Source organism: Erwinia sp. B116, from assembly GCF_002865965.1.
GTDB lineage: Bacteria > Pseudomonadota > Gammaproteobacteria > Enterobacterales > Enterobacteriaceae > Erwinia.
Window position 1 is genome coordinate 970 of the sequence record NZ_JRZZ01000054.1, and the last position, 15,716, is coordinate 16,685.

Annotated in this window: 17 protein-coding genes and 1 riboswitch; of the genes, 3 read left to right on the forward strand and 14 right to left on the reverse strand. The window is 63.1% G+C overall.

Annotation, left to right across the window (positions count from 1 at the left end):
- Positions 1–193 precede the first annotated feature (193 nt).
- The 9 genes from NV64_RS21100 to moaA form a co-directional block, all read right to left on the reverse strand.
- On the reverse strand, positions 194–457 hold the full coding sequence (locus NV64_RS21100) for a ketopantoate reductase family protein (RefSeq protein WP_233209063.1): 264 nt from the start codon (positions 455–457) through the stop codon (positions 194–196).
- Positions 432–770 carry a ketopantoate reductase family protein gene (locus tag NV64_RS21105; protein WP_056237117.1) on the reverse strand — a complete coding sequence of 113 codons (339 nt, stop codon included), beginning with the start codon at positions 768–770 and terminating at the stop codon, positions 432–434. The genes NV64_RS21100 and NV64_RS21105 overlap by 26 nt, the downstream gene beginning before the upstream one ends.
- A 677-nt stretch (positions 771–1,447) precedes the next feature.
- On the reverse strand, positions 1,448–2,539 hold the full coding sequence (locus tag NV64_RS21110) for a DUF1615 domain-containing protein (RefSeq protein ID WP_056237118.1): 1,092 nt from the start codon (positions 2,537–2,539) through the stop codon (positions 1,448–1,450).
- A 167-nt stretch (positions 2,540–2,706) separates the two neighbouring features.
- Complete coding sequence (locus NV64_RS23520) at positions 2,707–2,856, reverse strand: hypothetical protein (protein ID WP_158239917.1); 150 nt, start codon at positions 2,854–2,856, stop codon at positions 2,707–2,709.
- Positions 2,857–3,312 carry a molybdopterin synthase catalytic subunit MoaE gene (gene moaE / locus NV64_RS21115; RefSeq protein ID WP_056237120.1) on the reverse strand — a complete coding sequence of 152 codons (456 nt, stop codon included), beginning with the start codon at positions 3,310–3,312 and terminating at the stop codon, positions 2,857–2,859.
- A gap of 1 nt (position 3,313) precedes the next feature.
- The gene (moaD, locus tag NV64_RS21120; RefSeq protein WP_056237122.1) at positions 3,314–3,559 is read right to left on the reverse strand and encodes a molybdopterin synthase sulfur carrier subunit; all 246 of its coding nucleotides are present in this window, start codon (positions 3,557–3,559) and stop codon (positions 3,314–3,316) included.
- A complete protein-coding gene (moaC, locus tag NV64_RS21125; protein WP_056237124.1) occupies positions 3,552–4,037 on the reverse strand; it encodes a cyclic pyranopterin monophosphate synthase MoaC in 486 nt (161 codons plus the stop codon). The genes moaD and moaC overlap by 8 nt, the downstream gene beginning before the upstream one ends.
- Positions 4,038–4,553: a molybdenum cofactor biosynthesis protein B gene (moaB, locus tag NV64_RS21130; protein WP_056237125.1), complete on the reverse strand. Its 516-nt coding sequence runs from the start codon at positions 4,551–4,553 to the stop codon at positions 4,038–4,040. It abuts the gene before it with no gap.
- A gap of 9 nt (positions 4,554–4,562) precedes the next feature.
- Positions 4,563–5,549, reverse strand: a complete 987-nt coding sequence (moaA, locus tag NV64_RS21135) for a GTP 3',8-cyclase MoaA (RefSeq protein ID WP_056237127.1) — start codon at positions 5,547–5,549, stop codon at positions 4,563–4,565.
- Positions 5,539–5,674, reverse strand: a riboswitch (molybdenum cofactor riboswitch). Its footprint overlaps the gene before it by 11 nt.
- A 163-nt stretch (positions 5,675–5,837) precedes the next feature.
- Here moaA and yvcK point away from each other — a divergent pair.
- Positions 5,838–6,755 (forward strand): uridine diphosphate-N-acetylglucosamine-binding protein YvcK, encoded by a 918-nt coding sequence (gene yvcK, locus NV64_RS21140; RefSeq protein WP_101506707.1) that lies wholly within the window; start codon positions 5,838–5,840, stop codon positions 6,753–6,755.
- Between the two features lie 183 nt (positions 6,756–6,938).
- Here yvcK and uvrB read toward each other — a convergent pair whose 3' ends face one another.
- Positions 6,939–8,963 (reverse strand): excinuclease ABC subunit UvrB, encoded by a 2,025-nt coding sequence (gene uvrB, locus NV64_RS21145; RefSeq protein ID WP_101506708.1) that lies wholly within the window; start codon positions 8,961–8,963, stop codon positions 6,939–6,941.
- Positions 8,964–9,844: 881 nt separating this feature from the next.
- On the opposite strand from uvrB, the gene NV64_RS21150 reads away from it, so the two are divergent.
- Positions 9,845–10,561 (forward strand): ABC transporter ATP-binding protein, encoded by a 717-nt coding sequence (locus NV64_RS21150; protein ID WP_056237132.1) that lies wholly within the window; start codon positions 9,845–9,847, stop codon positions 10,559–10,561.
- A gap of 136 nt (positions 10,562–10,697) precedes the next feature.
- Here the strand turns inward: NV64_RS21150 and bioD are convergent, their stop codons facing one another.
- The 4 genes from bioD to bioB are packed head-to-tail and all read right to left on the reverse strand — an operon-like array spanning position 10,698 to position 14,277.
- Positions 10,698–11,366: a dethiobiotin synthase gene (gene bioD, locus NV64_RS21155; protein ID WP_056237134.1), complete on the reverse strand. Its 669-nt coding sequence runs from the start codon at positions 11,364–11,366 to the stop codon at positions 10,698–10,700.
- The gene (gene bioC / locus NV64_RS21160; protein ID WP_056237135.1) at positions 11,359–12,111 is read right to left on the reverse strand and encodes a malonyl-ACP O-methyltransferase BioC; all 753 of its coding nucleotides are present in this window, start codon (positions 12,109–12,111) and stop codon (positions 11,359–11,361) included. Before bioC ends, bioD begins: the two co-directional genes overlap by 8 nt.
- Positions 12,092–13,246, reverse strand: a complete 1,155-nt coding sequence (gene bioF, locus NV64_RS21165) for an 8-amino-7-oxononanoate synthase (protein WP_101506709.1) — start codon at positions 13,244–13,246, stop codon at positions 12,092–12,094. Before bioF ends, bioC begins: the two co-directional genes overlap by 20 nt.
- The gene (bioB, locus tag NV64_RS21170; protein WP_056237139.1) at positions 13,246–14,277 is read right to left on the reverse strand and encodes a biotin synthase BioB; all 1,032 of its coding nucleotides are present in this window, start codon (positions 14,275–14,277) and stop codon (positions 13,246–13,248) included. The genes bioF and bioB overlap by 1 nt, the downstream gene beginning before the upstream one ends.
- Positions 14,278–14,365: 88 nt before the next feature.
- On the opposite strand from bioB, the gene bioA reads away from it, so the two are divergent.
- Positions 14,366–15,655 (forward strand): adenosylmethionine--8-amino-7-oxononanoate transaminase, encoded by a 1,290-nt coding sequence (gene bioA, locus NV64_RS21175; protein ID WP_056237141.1) that lies wholly within the window; start codon positions 14,366–14,368, stop codon positions 15,653–15,655.
- Positions 15,656–15,716 lie beyond the last annotated feature (61 nt).

Sequence of the window (15,716 nt, forward strand, 5' to 3'; positions counted from 1 at the left end):
ACCCCGATTGCCTTTGATCATGGGTGTCGCTGCCTAAAAATCATCTCCCTCTGCTCTGGCATCTGGCATCTGGCATCTGGCATCTGGCATCTGGCATTAACATATCCTGGCTTTCAAGACAGTAAGAGTAGGGACGTCGCCGTAACGCTTTTTTACTGCATTCGTTCGTCAGAGAATTCCATGTTGATTCCGTTCAGGCACTACGCAGGCTTTCCAGCAGCGCCATCGATCGATAAATGGTGGCGTGCACCGGCACGGCGATGCCGGCCTGTGCGGCCAGCCTGCAAATCGTGCCATTCTGGTCTTCCAGTTCGGATTTACGCCCGGCGGCTAAGTCACGCTGCATTGAGGCCGTACTGTCCGGGGTAAAAGCATCAAACTGGGCCATCGCCCACGTCACATCTTCCTCCGTTAGCAGAACACCACATGTCTCAGCAAGCGCTCTGACTTCCAGCATCGCATCCAGCACCAGCTGGCGGGTTGGCGGAAAACTGCGGGTTTTGCCTACCGGCTGCCATATCGCTTACCTGAAACGCTTTCGTCGCCAGGATCACCGCATCCGATTCGCCGATGTCACTGGCCAGGGTACTTACGCCAGCAGGCATGATCTGCCACGGCGGCGCATCACCGCTGCTGACCTGTATCCCCTTTGTTTGTATAACCTCTGCATGACGCTCGCGCACCAGGAAATGCACGCTGTGCCCGGCTCTCTGCAGCACCGCACCGAAATAAGCCCCAACACCGCCCGCCCCTACCACGGTAATTTTCATTACGCCTCCAACTTTTAATTAACATCACACGCAGATGTTCTGTTCAGGAAGCTGCATTTTTCAGCGATGCTGAATAATTCAGTTATGCATTCAATGCCAGTTTTCAGAATAAATAATCAATACAAACCTATACGATAAAAATCAAACCTATCAACAGGATATTAAACCAGCACGTTAAGTAAATAATAAAATTACGACTGACTGATTAATCAATCCTCACAATGTAATTTTACTTACAGGAACGAATAATCAAAATGGTAAGAAGATGACTATTAACAGCAACCCAACGGCTGCCCCAGGCGCCGGAGCATAAAGCCACGCCCAGGCAGCAACGCCAAAGCCAGCAAGGGAGGCCGTTGGCGGACAGGTTAGCCGGGCGTATGCCGCACGGATGCGGCATCCGAGCCCCCATGGAGGGGTTCACGGCGACCCGGCGATCTGCCGCCAACGGCCGACCCAGGCACCGGGCATAAAGCCACGCCCCAGGCAGCAACGCCAAAGCCAGCAAGGGAGGCCGTTGGCGGACAGGTTAGCCGGGCGTATGCCGCACGGATGCGGCATCCGAGCCCCCATGGAGGGGTTCACGGCGACCCGGCGATCTGCCGCCAACGGCCGACCCAGGCACCGGGCATAAAGCCACGTCCCAGGCAGCAACGCCAAAGCGCGTAACGGAGTCCTTAATTCCTTTTCAGGCACGCCTCGTAGCGCCCGTTCACCCGCTGGGCGAACCAGGCGGTGGTCAGGTTACGGGTGATTTTCGGGCTTTCCAGCTTAATGCCGGGCAGCACCTCGCGCGGCAGTCGCTTACCGGCGTCTTTGTCGGCCAGCGCAAAGACCGCCTGCCACAGATCGCTTTTCTCAAAGTCCGCGCTGTCACCCCTTTCCAGCGCCCGGCGGATCGCCCGGTCGCTGTAGTCCAGGCGTTTGCCCAGCGTGCGCAGCGCTTTCTCGGTCGCCCCGGCGTTGTCTGAAGCGTAGTCGATCAGATCGCCGTCCAGCGCCAGCCTGATACCGCTGAGGCGCGACACCGCCGCCTGAAACGCCGCGTTGCGGCTGGCGTACCAGCCGGCGTTAAAGTCGGCGAAGCGGTAGAGCGGCGCGCTGTAGCTGGCCGGGTAGCCGAGCAGGTGCTGGGTGCCGAACCAGATGCCGCCGCGGCGGCTGAACACCTCGCGGCGAATCGAACCGTCAACCGGGTACGGGTAGCCTCTGGCGTGCGCTTCGGCGAAGGCGATGCTCACCTGCATCGGGCCGCCGGTATGGATCGGGTTGAACTTACCGAACAGCTTCTGCCCCATCGGCACCGTATCGATCAGATCGTCAAAAATCGCGCTGAGTTCTTTTTCGCTTTTTACCCGGTCCAGCCGATCGGCGTAGCTTTTGCCGGTGGGGGAGTCGATTTTCAGCGCGGTACGCACGAGGAACGACGGGATATGCAGCTGCCCGGCGCGGCGGTCGATCTCAGCCCAGGCGATTTTCGGCAGCCCCGCCACCGGCGCGTCGGCGTTGAAGTTGGACTCCTGCGCGGTCACCGCGATCACCGCGCAGATATTGCTGGCGGAGGGATCGATACTGAGGCCGTTAAACGCGGCGTACATATCCGTTGACCAGCCCTGACGGTTGCTGACGTTGTCGGGCAGCAGGCGGGCGATCTGCGCCTTTACGTCGGTCGGGCGTGGGGCGGAAGTCTGTTTAGCGGGGTGCTGGCTACAGCCGGCCAGCACCAGCAGGCCGATAACTGAGAAGCGTTGCAAAAAACGGCGGGTCATGGCGTTCCTTCAGGGCGATACAAAATGCGATGAGGCAAGACTAGCCGCTGTGCACGGCAATATCCACTGCCTGTCGGCTTAAAACCTGCCGCAGCGATTTTACATCGTCGCAGCGAAGATTGCAGACCGCCAACGGGGATCGCCCGACGCAGAACCCTGTCTGCGCGTTACGCCAGCACGCGGATAGCGGCTCGCTGCCGCATAATGCCTTGCCTGCTGCCACCGTCGTAGCGCTGCAGTGACGCTTTCCGGCGCTCAGCCGCCTGACGATCGCTGTCGCGTGATGCGATCCAGCGCCCGCCGTTGTGGCGAGGCACTCACGCCTTCCAGCGTTCGGCCGCCTGACGATCGCTGTCGCGTGACTCCACCCAGCGCTCGCCGTCCGGCGTGGCTTCGCGCTTCCAGAACGGCGCGCGGGTTTTCAGCAGGTCCATAATAAATTCTGCGGCGGCAAAGGCCGCACCACGGTGCGCGCCGCTGACGCCGACCAGCACGATCTCATCGCCGGGATACAGCGCGCCGACCCGGTGGATAACCGTCACCCTGTGCAGCGGCCAGCGCTCGCGCGCCTCCTGCACGATCGCCGCCAGCGCCTTTTCGGTCATTCCCGGATAGTGCTCCAGCGTCAGCGCGCTGACGTCGTCGCCAAGATTGTGGTCACGCACCTTGCCGGTAAAGGTGACGATCGCGCCGTCGGCGTGGCTGTCCGCCAGCCAGTCGTACTCCTGCGCCATGCTGAAGGGCTCTGCCCCGACCCGAATACGTGTATCCATCTCAGCCCCCGGTAACCGGCGGGAAGAAGGCCACTTCGTCCCCGACGTTAAGCGGGTGACTGCCGGGAACCAGCGTCTGGTTGACGGCCGCCAGCAGCTTGCCGGACTCCAGCGCCAGCGCCCAGCGGTCGCCACGCGCGGCCAGCGCCGCGCGCAGCGCCTCAACGCTGGGGTAGTCGGCGGCCAGCGTCAGCCGGTCAGTGCCCACCAGCTCGCGCACCTGGGCAAAAAACAGCACGTTAATCATGCGCCACCGCCTGGAAATCACCGGACTTGCCGCCGCTTTTGCTCAGCAGGCGGCACTGCTCGATGCTGATATCTTTCTGCACCGCTTTGCACATGTCGTAAATGGTCAGCGCCGCCACCGAGGCGGCGGTCAGCGCCTCCATCTCAACGCCGGTTTTGCCGGTCAGGCGGCACAGCGTCTCAATCCGTACCCGGTTAAACTGCGGCTGCGCTTCCAGCGTCACCTCCACCTTGCTCAGCATCAGCGGATGGCAGAGTGGGATCAGCTCCCAGGTGCGCTTGGCGGCCTGAATGCCGGCGATGCGGGCGGTGGCGAACACGTCGCCCTTGTGGTGGCTGCCGTCGGTAATCATCTGCAGCGTGGCGGGTGCCATCACCACCAGCGCTTCGGCGCGGGCTTCGCGTACGGTTTCCGCCTTGCCGGAGACGTCAACCATATGGGCTTCGCCGGCGGCGTTAATGTGGGTTAACTGTGACATTCAGAGCTTCTTTACGTGGGAAACGAAGTTACATGGCGCGGTGCGGGCGTCGAGCTGTTCCTGGATAATACGCTCCCAGGCCAGCTGACAGGCGCTGGTGGAGCCGGGGACCGCGAGGATCAGCGTCTGGTTGGCGATGCCGCCCACCGCCCGCGACTGCAGGGTGGATGTGCCGATATCCTCAAACGACACCATGCGGAACAGCTCACCGAAGCCTTCGATTTCGCGATCGAACAGCGGCAGCAGCGCTTCCGGCGTGCTGTTTTTGGCGTTAAAGCCGGTGCCGCCGTTAATCAGCACCACCTGCACGTCGCGGCTGGCGACCCAGCGCGAGACGGCGGCGCGGATCTGATAGCGGTTATCGGCAACGATCAGCCGGTCAACCACCTGATGCCCGGCCTCGCTCAGCGCCTCGCGCAGGTAGATGCCGGAGCTGTCGCTCTCCGCGGTATGTTTATCGGAGACGGTCAGCACCGCCACGTTAAGCGCCACAAATTCGGCTAAACCTTTACCCATAGTGATTCCTTATCCGCCGATAAACGACAGGTTCTGCGTAATGCCGGTGTTGCCCTGATGGAGGAAATGCGTCTGTTTTTTCTGACCAAGGCTGCTGGCGATGCGCGCCTGCAGCGCCTGCTGCTGGTCGTCATCCGCCAGCAGGTCACGCAGCGGCACGCCGCCGTCGCCGAACAGGCACAGGTGCAGGTTGCCGACCGCCGAGACGCGCAGGCGGTTACAGCTGGCACAAAAGTCTTTCTCATACGGCATGATCAGGCCGATTTCGCCCTGATAGTCCGGGTGCTGAAACACCTGCGCCGGGCCGTCGCTGCGCGCGCGCGGCTGGCACACCCAGCCCTGGCGCAGCAGCTGCTCGCGAATTACCTCACCGGAGATATGGTGCCTGCGGAACAGCGCGCCGCCGTCGCCGGTCTCCATCAGCTCGATAAAGCGCAGCTGGATCGGGCGCGTGCGGATCCAGTCAAGGAAGGTGCCGAGGCTGTGGTGATTGACGTCGCGCATCAGCACGGTGTTGACCTTCACCCTGCTGAAGCCGGCGTCGAAGGCGGCATCAATGCCGCGCATCACCTCGTGAAACTTATCCTGGCCGGTGATGGCGTGAAACTGGCGGGCGTCGAGGCTGTCGATGCTGACGTTAAGCGCGGTCAGCCCGGCGTCGCGCCACTGCGCCACGTCGCGCGCAAGACGGTAGCCGTTGGTAGTCACCGCCAGCTGGCGAATGCCCGGGTTCTCGCGCACCGCGGCGATGATATCGGTAAAGTCGCGGCGCATTGAGGGCTCGCCGCCGGTCAGGCGCACCTTTTCGGTGCCCGCGGCGGCAAAGGCACGCGTGACGCGACGGATCTCATCCAGCGTCAGGAAGCTTTTGTTCTGCACGCCCTGCGGCTTGTAACCGTCGGGCAGGCAGTAGGTGCAACGAAAGTTACACACGTCAGTGATCGACAGGCGCAGGTAGTAGAACCTGCGCGCATAGCTGTCAGTAAATTGTGGCACCGTGACACCTTTCCAGATTCGGGAGATGCAGGCATTTCTTTCTGCACCCTGGCAACTCAAGGTTGCGGCCAGGAAACCCTATCCGCGACGGACGTAGGTTTCAGGGCTAAGTGTGACTTACCCATCCGGGTAAGCGCGGGTAAAAAAATTCTAACGTTAATAGCGCCAGCTTTCCAGCACGGTTTTTCGCTATATACTATGATGCATAGCGTATTTTACCGACCGTTTAGCGCCAGATAGCGTAAAATAGAGCTGATAAACACCACAACAACAAGATGAAATCACATAATGCGTAATCGCACCTTAGCCGACCTGGATCGCGTGGTGGCTTTAGGCGGTGGACACGGCCTCGGCCGCGTGATGTCCGCCCTTTCCCCGCTGGGTTCCCGCCTGACCGGCATCGTCACCACCACCGATAACGGCGGCTCCACCGGCCGCATCCGCCGCTCAGAAGGCGGCATCGCCTGGGGAGATATGCGTAACTGTCTGAACCAGCTGATCGCGGAACCCAGCGTCGCCTCAGCGATGTTTGAGTACCGCTTTAACGGCAACGGTGAGCTGGCCGGACACAACCTCGGCAACCTGATGCTGAAAGCGCTGGATCACCTCAGCGTACGCCCGCTGGAGGCGATCAACCTGATCCGCAACCTGCTTAAGGTCGACGCCTTTTTGATTCCGATGTCAGAACAGCCGGTGGATCTGGTGGCGATGAGTCACGAAGGTCACCTGGTCTACGGCGAAACCGAGATCGACCTGATGCCGGAAGCCCCGCAGGAGCTGATGCTGTCACCGCAGGTCAGCGCCACCCGCGAAGCGGTGGTGGCGATTGCCGAAGCGGATCTGATCCTGATTGGCCCCGGCAGTTTCTACACCAGCCTGATGCCGGTGCTGCTGCTGCCGGAGATCGCCCAGGCGCTGCGCCGCACCCCGGCGCATATGGTGTGGATCGGCAACCTTGGCCGCGAACTCAGCCCGGCGGCGGCGGCGCTGAGCGTTAATGACAAACTGGCGGTAATGGAGAAGGCGATAGGCAGGGAGACGATCGATGCGCTGGTGGTCGGGCCGAAGGTCGACTGCAGCGAGGTGACAGGGCGGATCGTGATTAAACAGCCGCTGGAAGCCGGCGATATCGCCTATCGCCACGACCGCCAGCTGCTGCGCCTGGCGCTGGAGACGGCGGTACAGTCGCTGGGTGAAACCCGCTGACGTTGCGCAGCCTGCCATTCGCGACAGGCCAGCGGTCAGTCTGACAGCCTGAGGCAACAGATAACTGGACAGTCGGCCTGAGGCGACAGGCAACCAGCCAGCCTGACGAGGCAGATACCCGTTCAGTCGGCCTGAGGCGGCAGCCAGCCTGACGCGGACAGCCGGTGTCCGCCTCAGCCGGCATCAGGACGCGGCGATAAACAGCTCGCGCACCGCGTGCAGCTGGTCGCGCACCGCGGCTGCCTCTTCGAACTCCAGGTTCTGCGCGTGCTGCTGCATCTGCGCTTCCAGCTGATGGATGCGTTTTTGCAGGCCGGCCGGTGACAGGTCGACGTAGGTTGGATCTTCCTCCACCACGCTGCGCCCCTTCATGCTGCGCGGTTTGGCCTTGTTCTTCGCCAGCCCCTGCCCCAGCTCCAGAATATCGGCAATTTTCTTGTTCAGCCCCTGCGGCACGATGCCGTTGTCGGTGTTGAACTGCTCCTGTTTTTCACGGCGGCGTTCGGTTTCGCCAATCGCCCGCGCCATCGACGGGGTGATCTTATCGCCGTAAAGGATCGCCTTCCCGTTGAGGTTACGCGCCGCGCGGCCGATGGTCTGGATCAGCGAACGTTCTGAACGCAGAAAGCCCTCTTTGTCGGCGTCGAGGATCGCCACCAGCGACACCTCCGGCATATCCAGCCCCTCACGCAGCAGGTTAATGCCCACCAGCACGTCAAACTTGCCGAGGCGCAGGTCGCGAATAATCTCCACGCGCTCGACGGTATCGATGTCCGAATGCAGGTAGCGCACCCGCTCACCGTGCTCTTCCAGATATTCGGTGAGGTCTTCGGCCATGCGCTTGGTCAGCACCGTCACCAGCACGCGCTCGTTGATCGCCACCCGCTTGCGGATCTCAGAGAGCAGATCGTCGACCTGGGTGCCCACCGGGCGCACTTCGACCAGCGGGTCGAGCAGGCCGGTCGGACGCACCACCTGATCGACCACGTCACCGCCGGATTTCTCCAGCTCGTAGTTGCCGGGGGTGGCGGAGACGTAGATGGTCTGCGGCGCCAGCGCTTCGAACTCTTCAAACTTCATCGGACGGTTGTCCAGCGCCGACGGCAGGCGGAAGCCGTACTCGACCAGCGTCTCTTTACGCGCCCGGTCGCCGCGATACATGCCGCCAATCTGCGGGATGGTGACGTGGGATTCGTCAATCACCAGCAGGCCGTCGGCGGGCAGATAGTCAAACAGCGTCGGCGGCGCTTCCCCCGGCCCGCGGCCGGAGAGGTAGCGCGAGTAGTTTTCGATGCCCGAGCAGTAGCCCAGCTCGTTCATCATCTCGAGGTCAAACTGGGTGCGCTGGCTGATGCGCTGCTCTTCCAGCAGCTTGTTGTTGGCCAGCAGCACCTGCTTACGATCCGCCAGCTCGACCTTGATCTCCTCCATCGCCTGCAGAATACGTTCGCGCGGGGTGACGTAGTGGGTCTTCGGGTAGATGGTGTAACGCGGGATATCCTGGGTCACCTGGCCGGTCAGCGGGTCGAAGATCGACAGACGCTCCACCTCTTCATCGAACAGCTCTACGCGCAGCGCGTAGTCGTCTGACTCGGCCGGGAAGATGTCAATCACCTCACCGCGCACGCGGAAGGTGCCGCGCTGAAACGCCTGATCGTTGCGGGCGTACTGCAGCTCAGAGAGGCGGCGCAAAATGGCGCGCTGGTCAATGATCATGCCACGGGTCAGGTGCAGCATCATTTTCAGGTAGAGATCCGGATCGCCGAGGCCGTAAATCGCCGACACCGAGGCCACCACGATCACGTCGCGCCGCTCCAGCAGGGCTTTGGTGGCGGAAAGCCGCATCTGTTCGATGTGTTCGTTCACCGAGGCGTCTTTTTCGATAAAGGTGTCCGAGCTCGGCACGTAGGCTTCCGGCTGATAGTAGTCGTAGTAAGAGACGAAATACTCCACCGCGTTGTCCGGGAAAAACTCTTTCATTTCGCCGTACAGCTGCGCGGCCAGCGTCTTGTTCGGCGCCAGCAGCATGGTCGGGCGGTTAAGGTCGGCGATCACGTTGGCCACGGTGAAGGTCTTACCGGAGCCGGTTACGCCCAGCAGCGTCTGGTGCGCCAGGCCGTCTTCCAGCCCCTCTTCCAGCCGGCGAATGGCCTCAGGCTGGTCGCCGGCGGGTTTGAAATCTGAATTGAGTGTGAAAACTTTGCTCATTGACGGGCTACCTGATGACGTTGTTCGCGAACCGGCCTCTAATTCTACTCTGCCCTGCCGATTTTGCCAGCAAAAAAGACTGGATAAATTAACAGTGATTCTGCATGATGAAGGGATACGGACGGCAGCGCAAAACGGAGCATCGGCGACGCAAACGTCTGCGTGCTTGCGGCTAAAAGGTTATCCCCAGATATTTTGGATCTTTAACATTTGTCAAGCGCCCTGGCTGAAAACAGTGTGACGGATTGATTGCACGCCACAGGCGGCTTGATTTTAGTTAACGTATTGAAAAAAAACCTTATTGTTTTTAAGCTGGGTTTCGCAGCAATCCGAGCCTAAGCCGCACCCGCTCTCGTCTGCCACAGGTTTTCATCCTCTAATGCACAAGGTTATCCACAGGAATAGTGGATAAGTGTTTGCAGCGCACAGGGCATCGGCTGTGCATAATTCTCCCACTGCCCCCTTAACCACCGCTAAATATTTTTTTTTGCCTTTTTTTCGTCATTTTTAAGCCGACTCAGGCGACAGTTTTGCTCATTAATGCGTCATTCCTACTCGGTGAATATCGCAGGCGATCCACCCAGGGCCGTGACCGCTGCAATTGTGAGCGCTGGCTGCACCACCACCGCTTCATCCCTGGCACCACCACGGTGCAGCACGGCGATTACTGCCGGAAACTGATTAATCCGGCTTACCCGTTACGGACGGCATCACCCGTCATTTTGCGACAGATTAGCCGCAGGCCTTACTTCCTGGCCTGATATTTGCACTATTTCCTGACCGCTTTCCGTCCGCCGGCGTCACTGGCCCGGCGGACGGCCACCACCCGGGGCACAGACGTGCCGGGTGACCCACGAAAACGGTCTGAAGGAGAGTGTCTGATGCTCAGTTTACGCTCGGTAAATCAGTTTTACGGTCAGCAGCATATTTTATGGGACGTTGACCTCGATCTGCCTGCGGGCAGCTGCACCGGCGTGATCGGCCGTCCGGGGATGGGCAAAACCACGCTGGTCAACTGCATTATGGGCCATCTGCCGGTGAACAGCGGATCGATGGTCTGGCAGGAGGAGCACGGGCAGCCGCAGGATCTGCTGGGATTGCCCGTCGACCAGCGGGCGCGGCTGGGGATTGGCTACGTGCCGCAGACACGGCCGCTGTTTTCCCAGCTGAGCGTTGAGGAGAACCTGCAGGTCGCCCTGCTGGCGGGGGTAGAAGCGGCGCGCCACCCGGCGATACCGCCGATGGTCTATGACCTGTTTCCGGCCCTGTGGTCGCTGCGCCATACGCGCAGCGGCGAGCTGCCGATTAGCCAGCAGCAGCAGGTGGCGCTGGCACGGGCGCTGGTGCTGATGCCGAAGCTGCTGATCCTCGATGAGCCCACCGGCGGCATGTCGCCGTGGCTGGAGGAGGAGATGGGCAACCTGATCCATCGCCTGAATCACGAATTTGGCATGACTATTCTGCTGCTGGAGCAGCAGCCGTCGTTTATCCGCCGGGTAGCCGACTATTTTCTGCTGCTGCACCGTGGCCGCAACGTCGCTCACGGCCGGGTGGCGCAGCTGGATGACAGCATGATCGATACCTGGCTGACGGTCTGATTCCGTCAGCCGGTAAACCGACACAGGCCGGCGATGCTGGCTGGCCCAGCGTAAGGCTAGCGGACGCTGTGGATGCGGCTCTGCGGTCCGTGGGCTGCGTTCAACATGACGCGGCAGGTTAAGCGCTGTTGTCCCGTCAGGGTAACGACAGATACCTGCCGGCGGCCTCACGTTCGCCGCCTGCAAGATGCGGGATCTCCCCCAGCAGCGGCGCGGGCAGCAGACGGGTCAGCGTGGCCAGGTACTCGCGGTGGCGTGTCCCGGCGGGCTGAATACCGTTAGCGATCCAGCCCGCCAGCGGCAGCCCGCTGGCCATCACCGCCTGCGCGGTCAGCAGCGCGTGGTTAATGCAGCCAAGTTTTATCCCCACTACCAGCACCACCGGCAGCCGCTCCTGCACCACCCAGTCGGCAAAGGTGGCGGTCTCCGAGAGCGGCGTCAGCCAGCCGCCGGCCCCTTCGGTCAGCACCCACTCGGCCTGCTGCTCAATCCGCCGCAGCCCGGCGGAGAGCTGCGTAAAGTCGATCGGCCGTTGCTCTTCCGCGCTGACGATATGCGGCGAGGTCGGCTCGGTAAACGCCAGCGGATTCACCCACTCGTACGGCAGGCTGACGCTGCTGTGGCGCTGCAGCGCCAGCGCATCCTCGTTACGGATGCCTTCAGAGGTCAGCACGCTGCCTGAGGCCACCGGTTTATAGCCCGCACAGCGGTAGCCTGCGGATGCGGCGGCCTGCAGCAGCGCACAGCTGGCGACGGTCTTGCCGACCTCGGTATCGGTTCCGGTTACAAACCAGCGTTCAGTCACGGGTAATCTCTCCTAAAATCAGTTGATAGGTCAGCAGGTAGCCGCGCGCGTCACGTGGCCACACCGCTTCAAGCTGGCGCAGCCGGCGGCGCGACAGCGTCATCGCGCCGCGACCTTCGTGCAGATGGGTGGCACCGATGCCCTTCAGCGAGCGCAGGGCGCCGAGCACGTCCGGGAAGGCCAGCGTCACCGTCAGTGGCCGCAACGTGGCGGCAGGCAGTGCTGCGGCGATCTGCGACGGGCTGAGGAACCGGTTGACCGGCGGCGCCTGGCCCAGCGCCTGCCAGGCCTGCCCGACCTCACACAGCGATCCGGCCGCCACGGTGGAGAACAGCAGCTGGCCGCCGGGCCGGGTCACCCGCCGCAGCTCGCCCAGCGCCTGCGCCAGATCGCTGCACCACTGCACCGCCAGATTGCTCCAGCAGCGGTCAAAGCTGCCGTCAGCAAACGGCAGCGCTTCGATATCGCCCAGCTGATAGCGGCTGGCTACCGCCGCCGCCTGCGCCTGCTGCAGCATCGCCGGCGACAGATCCAGCGCGGTCACCCGGTGGCCGCCCTGCTGCCAGCGCTGGCTGAACCAGCCGGTACCGCAGCCGGCGTCCAGCACCGCCAGCGCCTGTCCGGGGCGCGAAAACGCCAGCAGCCGTTCACCGCACAGCCGCTGCAGCTCCGCGTGCTGGTTGTAGCGCCCCGCCGCGCGGCCAAACGCCGCCGCCACCGCCGGTTTATTCACGATCTGCAGCATGCAGCACCTCCAGCAGGCGGTCGATATCGTCCGGCAGATGGGCGGCGCTGAGGGTGATGCGCAGCCGCGCGGTGCCCGGCGGCACGGTGGGCGGGCGGATGGCGCTGACCCAGCAGCCCTGCTGGCGCAGTCTCGCGGCCAGCGTCATGGCGGCCGCGTCATCCCCGGACAACAGCGGCTGAATGGCGCTGTCCGAGGCGGCCAGCCGCCCGCGCAGTCCGGCGGCCCCGGCGCGAAAACGGGCGATATTCTGCCGCAGGCGCTGGCGGCGTTCGTCGCCCTGCTGCACGCAGGCCAGCGCCGCCTGTAGCGCACAGACCTGCGCAGGCGGCATCGCGGTGCTGTAGATCAGATGGCGGGCAAACTGCAGCAGGTAGTCGGCGGTGGCCTCATCGCACAGCAGCGCCGCGCCGCTGACGCCGAAGGCTTTGCCAAAGGTGACGATCAGCAGCTCGGGCCTGACCCCCTGCTGCTGACAGCTGCCGCGCCCCTGCGCGCCGCAGGTGCCGATGCCGTGGGCGTCATCCACCAGCAGCCAGCCGCCGTGCGCCTGCGCCAGCTGGTGCAGCGCCGCCAGCGGCGCACGGTCGCCGTCCATGCTGAACACCCCTTCGGTGACCACCAGCGTCTCGCCGGCGCAGTCGCCGGCCAGCAGCGTCGCCAGCGAGTCCGGCCGGTTGTGCTGAAAGCGCCGCAGGGTGGCCGGGCTGAGACTGGCGGCCTCCAGCAGCGAAGCGTGGCTGAGCTTATCGGCGAGGATGCGGTCATGTTTACCCGCCAGCGCGTGGATCGTCGCCTGATTGGCGGCGAAGCCGGAGATAAACAGCAGCGCGCGCGGGTAGCCGAGCCAGTCGGCCAGCTCTGCTTCCAGCTCCGCCTGCGGCTGGCGGTAGCCGGTAATATGCGCCGATCCGCCGGCCCCGACGCCATAGCGATCCGCCCCCTGCTGCCAGGCGCGGACGATCGCCGGGTGGTGGCTCAGGCCCAGGTAGTCATTGGCGGAGAAATTAAGATAGTCGCAGCCGTCCACCTGCAGGCTGCGGCCGTCCGCCTGGCCGCTGACGGTGCGCTGGCGATAACGCCCCTGCTCATGACGCGCGCTCAGCGCCGCGTCCAGCCGTTGTGGCCAGCCCATCACAGCGCCGCGTTGTAGTACAGGGCGGTATCGGCGGTCAGCAGCCGGGCGGCCAGCGCCTGCTGCTGCTCGTTATCGCCGGCCTCGGTGGCGGTGTGCTGCGGATTAAGGCCCAGCTTGCGGAACAGCTGCAGGTCTTTGTCCTCCTCCGGATTGGCGGTAGTCAGCAGCTTGCAGCCGTAGAAAATCGAGTTGGCTCCGGCCATAAAACACATCGCCTGAGTCTGTTCGCTCATCTGCTCGCGCCCGGCGGAGAGCCGCACGTGGGAGCGCGGCATCATGATGCGCGCCACTGCGATGGTGCGCACAAAATCGAACGGATCGACGTCATCGTTATCCGCCATTGGCGTGCCTTTGACCTTGACCAGCATATTGATCGGCACGCTCTCCGGCGGCGTTGGCAGGTTGGCCAGCTGCACCAGCAGCCCGGCGCGATCGCTGACCGTTTCCCCCAGCCCGACGATGCCGCCGGAGCAGACCTTGATCCCGGCGTCACGCACGCGGCCCAGCGTGTCCAGCCGCTCCTGGTAGCTGCGGGTGGTGATGATGCTGCCGTAAAACTCCGGCGAGGTGTCGAGGTTATGGTTGTAAAAATCCAGCCCGGCCCCGGCCAGTCGCTGCGCCTGTTCGTCGCTGAGGGTACCGAGGGTCATGCAGGTCTCCAGACCCATCTCTTTCACCCCCTGCACCATCTGCTCCAGGTAAGGCATATCGCGATCGTGCGGGTTTTTCCACGCCGCGCCCATGCAGAAGCGGCCGGAGCCGGCGGCCTTCGCCTTACGCGCCGAGCTGAGCACCTCCTGTACCTCCATCAGCCGCTCTGACGCCAGCCCGGTTTTGTAACGGGCGCTCTGCGGGCAGTATTTGCAGTCCTCCGGGCAGGCTCCGGTTTTGATCGACAGCAGCGTGCTGACCTGCACCTGGCGCGGGTCAAAGTGCTGACGGTGGATCTGCTGCGCCTCGAACATCAGTTCGAGAAACGGCTTATCAAACAGCGCCTGTGCCTGAGAGAGGGTCCATTGTGTTGCCATTGCTTGCTCCAAAAAAGTCTGTCATTTGTCTTCACGGCCTGGTTATACTTGTAAACTAAATTTTTTATTTTTGGTTTACAAGTGATTTATGACCCCAGACGATCTCGCCTTTGACCGTGACCATATCTGGCACCCCTACACCTCGATGACCCGCCCCCTGCCCTGTTATCCGGTGGTTGCCGCCAGCGGTACGTCGCTGACGCTGGCCGACGGCCGCCAGCTGACCGACGGTATGTCCTCGTGGTGGGCGGCGATCCACGGCTACAACCACCCACGGCTCAACCGGGCGCTGCAGGCGCAGATGGCGGAGATGTCGCACGTGATGTTTGGCGGCATTACCCATCCGGCGGCGGTGGCGCTGTGCCGCCGGCTGGTGGCGATGACCCCGGCCGGGCTGGAGTGCGTGTTTCTGGCGGACTCCGGCTCGGTGGCGGTGGAAGTGGCGATGAAAATGGCGCTGCAGTACTGGCAGGCGCGCGGCGAAAAGCGTCAACGCTTCCTGACCCTGCGCCACGGCTATCACGGCGACACTTTTGCCGCGATGTCGGTGTGCGACCCGCAGAACTCGATGCACAGCCTGTACCAGGGCTACCTTGCAGAGCAGCTGTTTGCCCCGGCGGACTGCCGCTTTGACCAGCCATGGCGCGAGCAGGACGCCGACGCGCTGGAGCAGCTTATCGTCAGCCATCACCGCCAGCTGGCGGCGGTGATCCTCGAACCGATCGTGCAGGGGGCAGGCGGCATGCGCTTCTACCATCCGCGCTATCTGCTGCGCGCGCGCGAACTGTGCGACCGCTTCGGTCTGCTGCTGATCGCCGATGAGATCGCCACCGGGTTTGGCCGCACCGGCAGGCTGTTTGCCTGCGGGCACGCCGGCATCGCGCCGGATATTCTCTGCGTCGGCAAGGCGCTGACCGGCGGCGCGATGACGCTGTCCGCCACCCTGACCACCCGCCGGGTGGCGGAGACCATCAGCAACGGCGCGGCGGGCTGCTTTATGCACGGTCCGACCTTTATGGGCAATCCGCTGGCCTGCGCGGTGGCCAGCGAGAGCCTGGCGATACTACAGGAGAACCACTGGCCGGCGCAGGTGGCGGCGATTGAGCAGCAGCTGCGCGACCAGCTGCTGCCGCTGCGGGATGCGCCGGAGGTGGCCGACGTGCGCGTGCTTGGCGCGATTGGCGTGGTGGAGACCCGGCGGCCGGTTGACATGGCGGCGATGCAGCAGTTCTTTGTCGAACAGGGGGTGTGGATCCGCCCGTTTGGCCGGCTGATCTACCTGATGCCGCCGTATATCATCACGCCAGAGGCGCTGACCCGGCTGACGGACGCCATCGCGCAGGCGGTGGCGCGTGCGGCGCTGTTCAGCGCTGGCTGAGCCTTACTGCGGCCCGGGTGACTGGCAGTCGTGCTGACTGAGCCTCGCTGCGGCCCGGGTG

Bases quoted from the DNA above. Each gene is read 5' to 3' on its own strand.
- NV64_RS21100 (WP_233209063.1), bottom strand. From the start codon at position 457: ATGCTGGAAGTCAGAGCGCTTGCTGAGACATGTGGTGTTCTGCTAACG.
- NV64_RS21105 (WP_056237117.1), bottom strand. From the start codon at position 770: ATGAAAATTACCGTGGTAGGGGCGGGCGGTGTTGGGGCTTATTTCGGT.
- NV64_RS21110 (WP_056237118.1), bottom strand. From the start codon at position 2,539: ATGACCCGCCGTTTTTTGCAACGCTTCTCAGTTATCGGCCTGCTGGTG.
- moaE (WP_056237120.1), bottom strand. From the start codon at position 3,312: ATGGATACACGTATTCGGGTCGGGGCAGAGCCCTTCAGCATGGCGCAG.
- moaD (WP_056237122.1), bottom strand. From the start codon at position 3,559: ATGATTAACGTGCTGTTTTTTGCCCAGGTGCGCGAGCTGGTGGGCACT.
- moaC (WP_056237124.1), bottom strand. From the start codon at position 4,037: ATGTCACAGTTAACCCACATTAACGCCGCCGGCGAAGCCCATATGGTT.
- moaB (WP_056237125.1), bottom strand. From the start codon at position 4,553: ATGGGTAAAGGTTTAGCCGAATTTGTGGCGCTTAACGTGGCGGTGCTG.
- yvcK (WP_101506707.1), top strand. From the start codon at position 5,838: ATGCGTAATCGCACCTTAGCCGACCTGGATCGCGTGGTGGCTTTAGGC.
- uvrB (WP_101506708.1), bottom strand. From the start codon at position 8,963: ATGAGCAAAGTTTTCACACTCAATTCAGATTTCAAACCCGCCGGCGAC.
- NV64_RS21150 (WP_056237132.1), top strand. From the start codon at position 9,845: ATGCTCAGTTTACGCTCGGTAAATCAGTTTTACGGTCAGCAGCATATT.
- bioC (WP_056237135.1), bottom strand. From the start codon at position 12,111: ATGCTGCAGATCGTGAATAAACCGGCGGTGGCGGCGGCGTTTGGCCGC.
- bioF (WP_101506709.1), bottom strand. From the start codon at position 13,246: ATGGGCTGGCCACAACGGCTGGACGCGGCGCTGAGCGCGCGTCATGAG.
- bioB (WP_056237139.1), bottom strand. From the start codon at position 14,277: ATGGCAACACAATGGACCCTCTCTCAGGCACAGGCGCTGTTTGATAAG.
- bioA (WP_056237141.1), top strand. From the start codon at position 14,366: ATGACCCCAGACGATCTCGCCTTTGACCGTGACCATATCTGGCACCCC.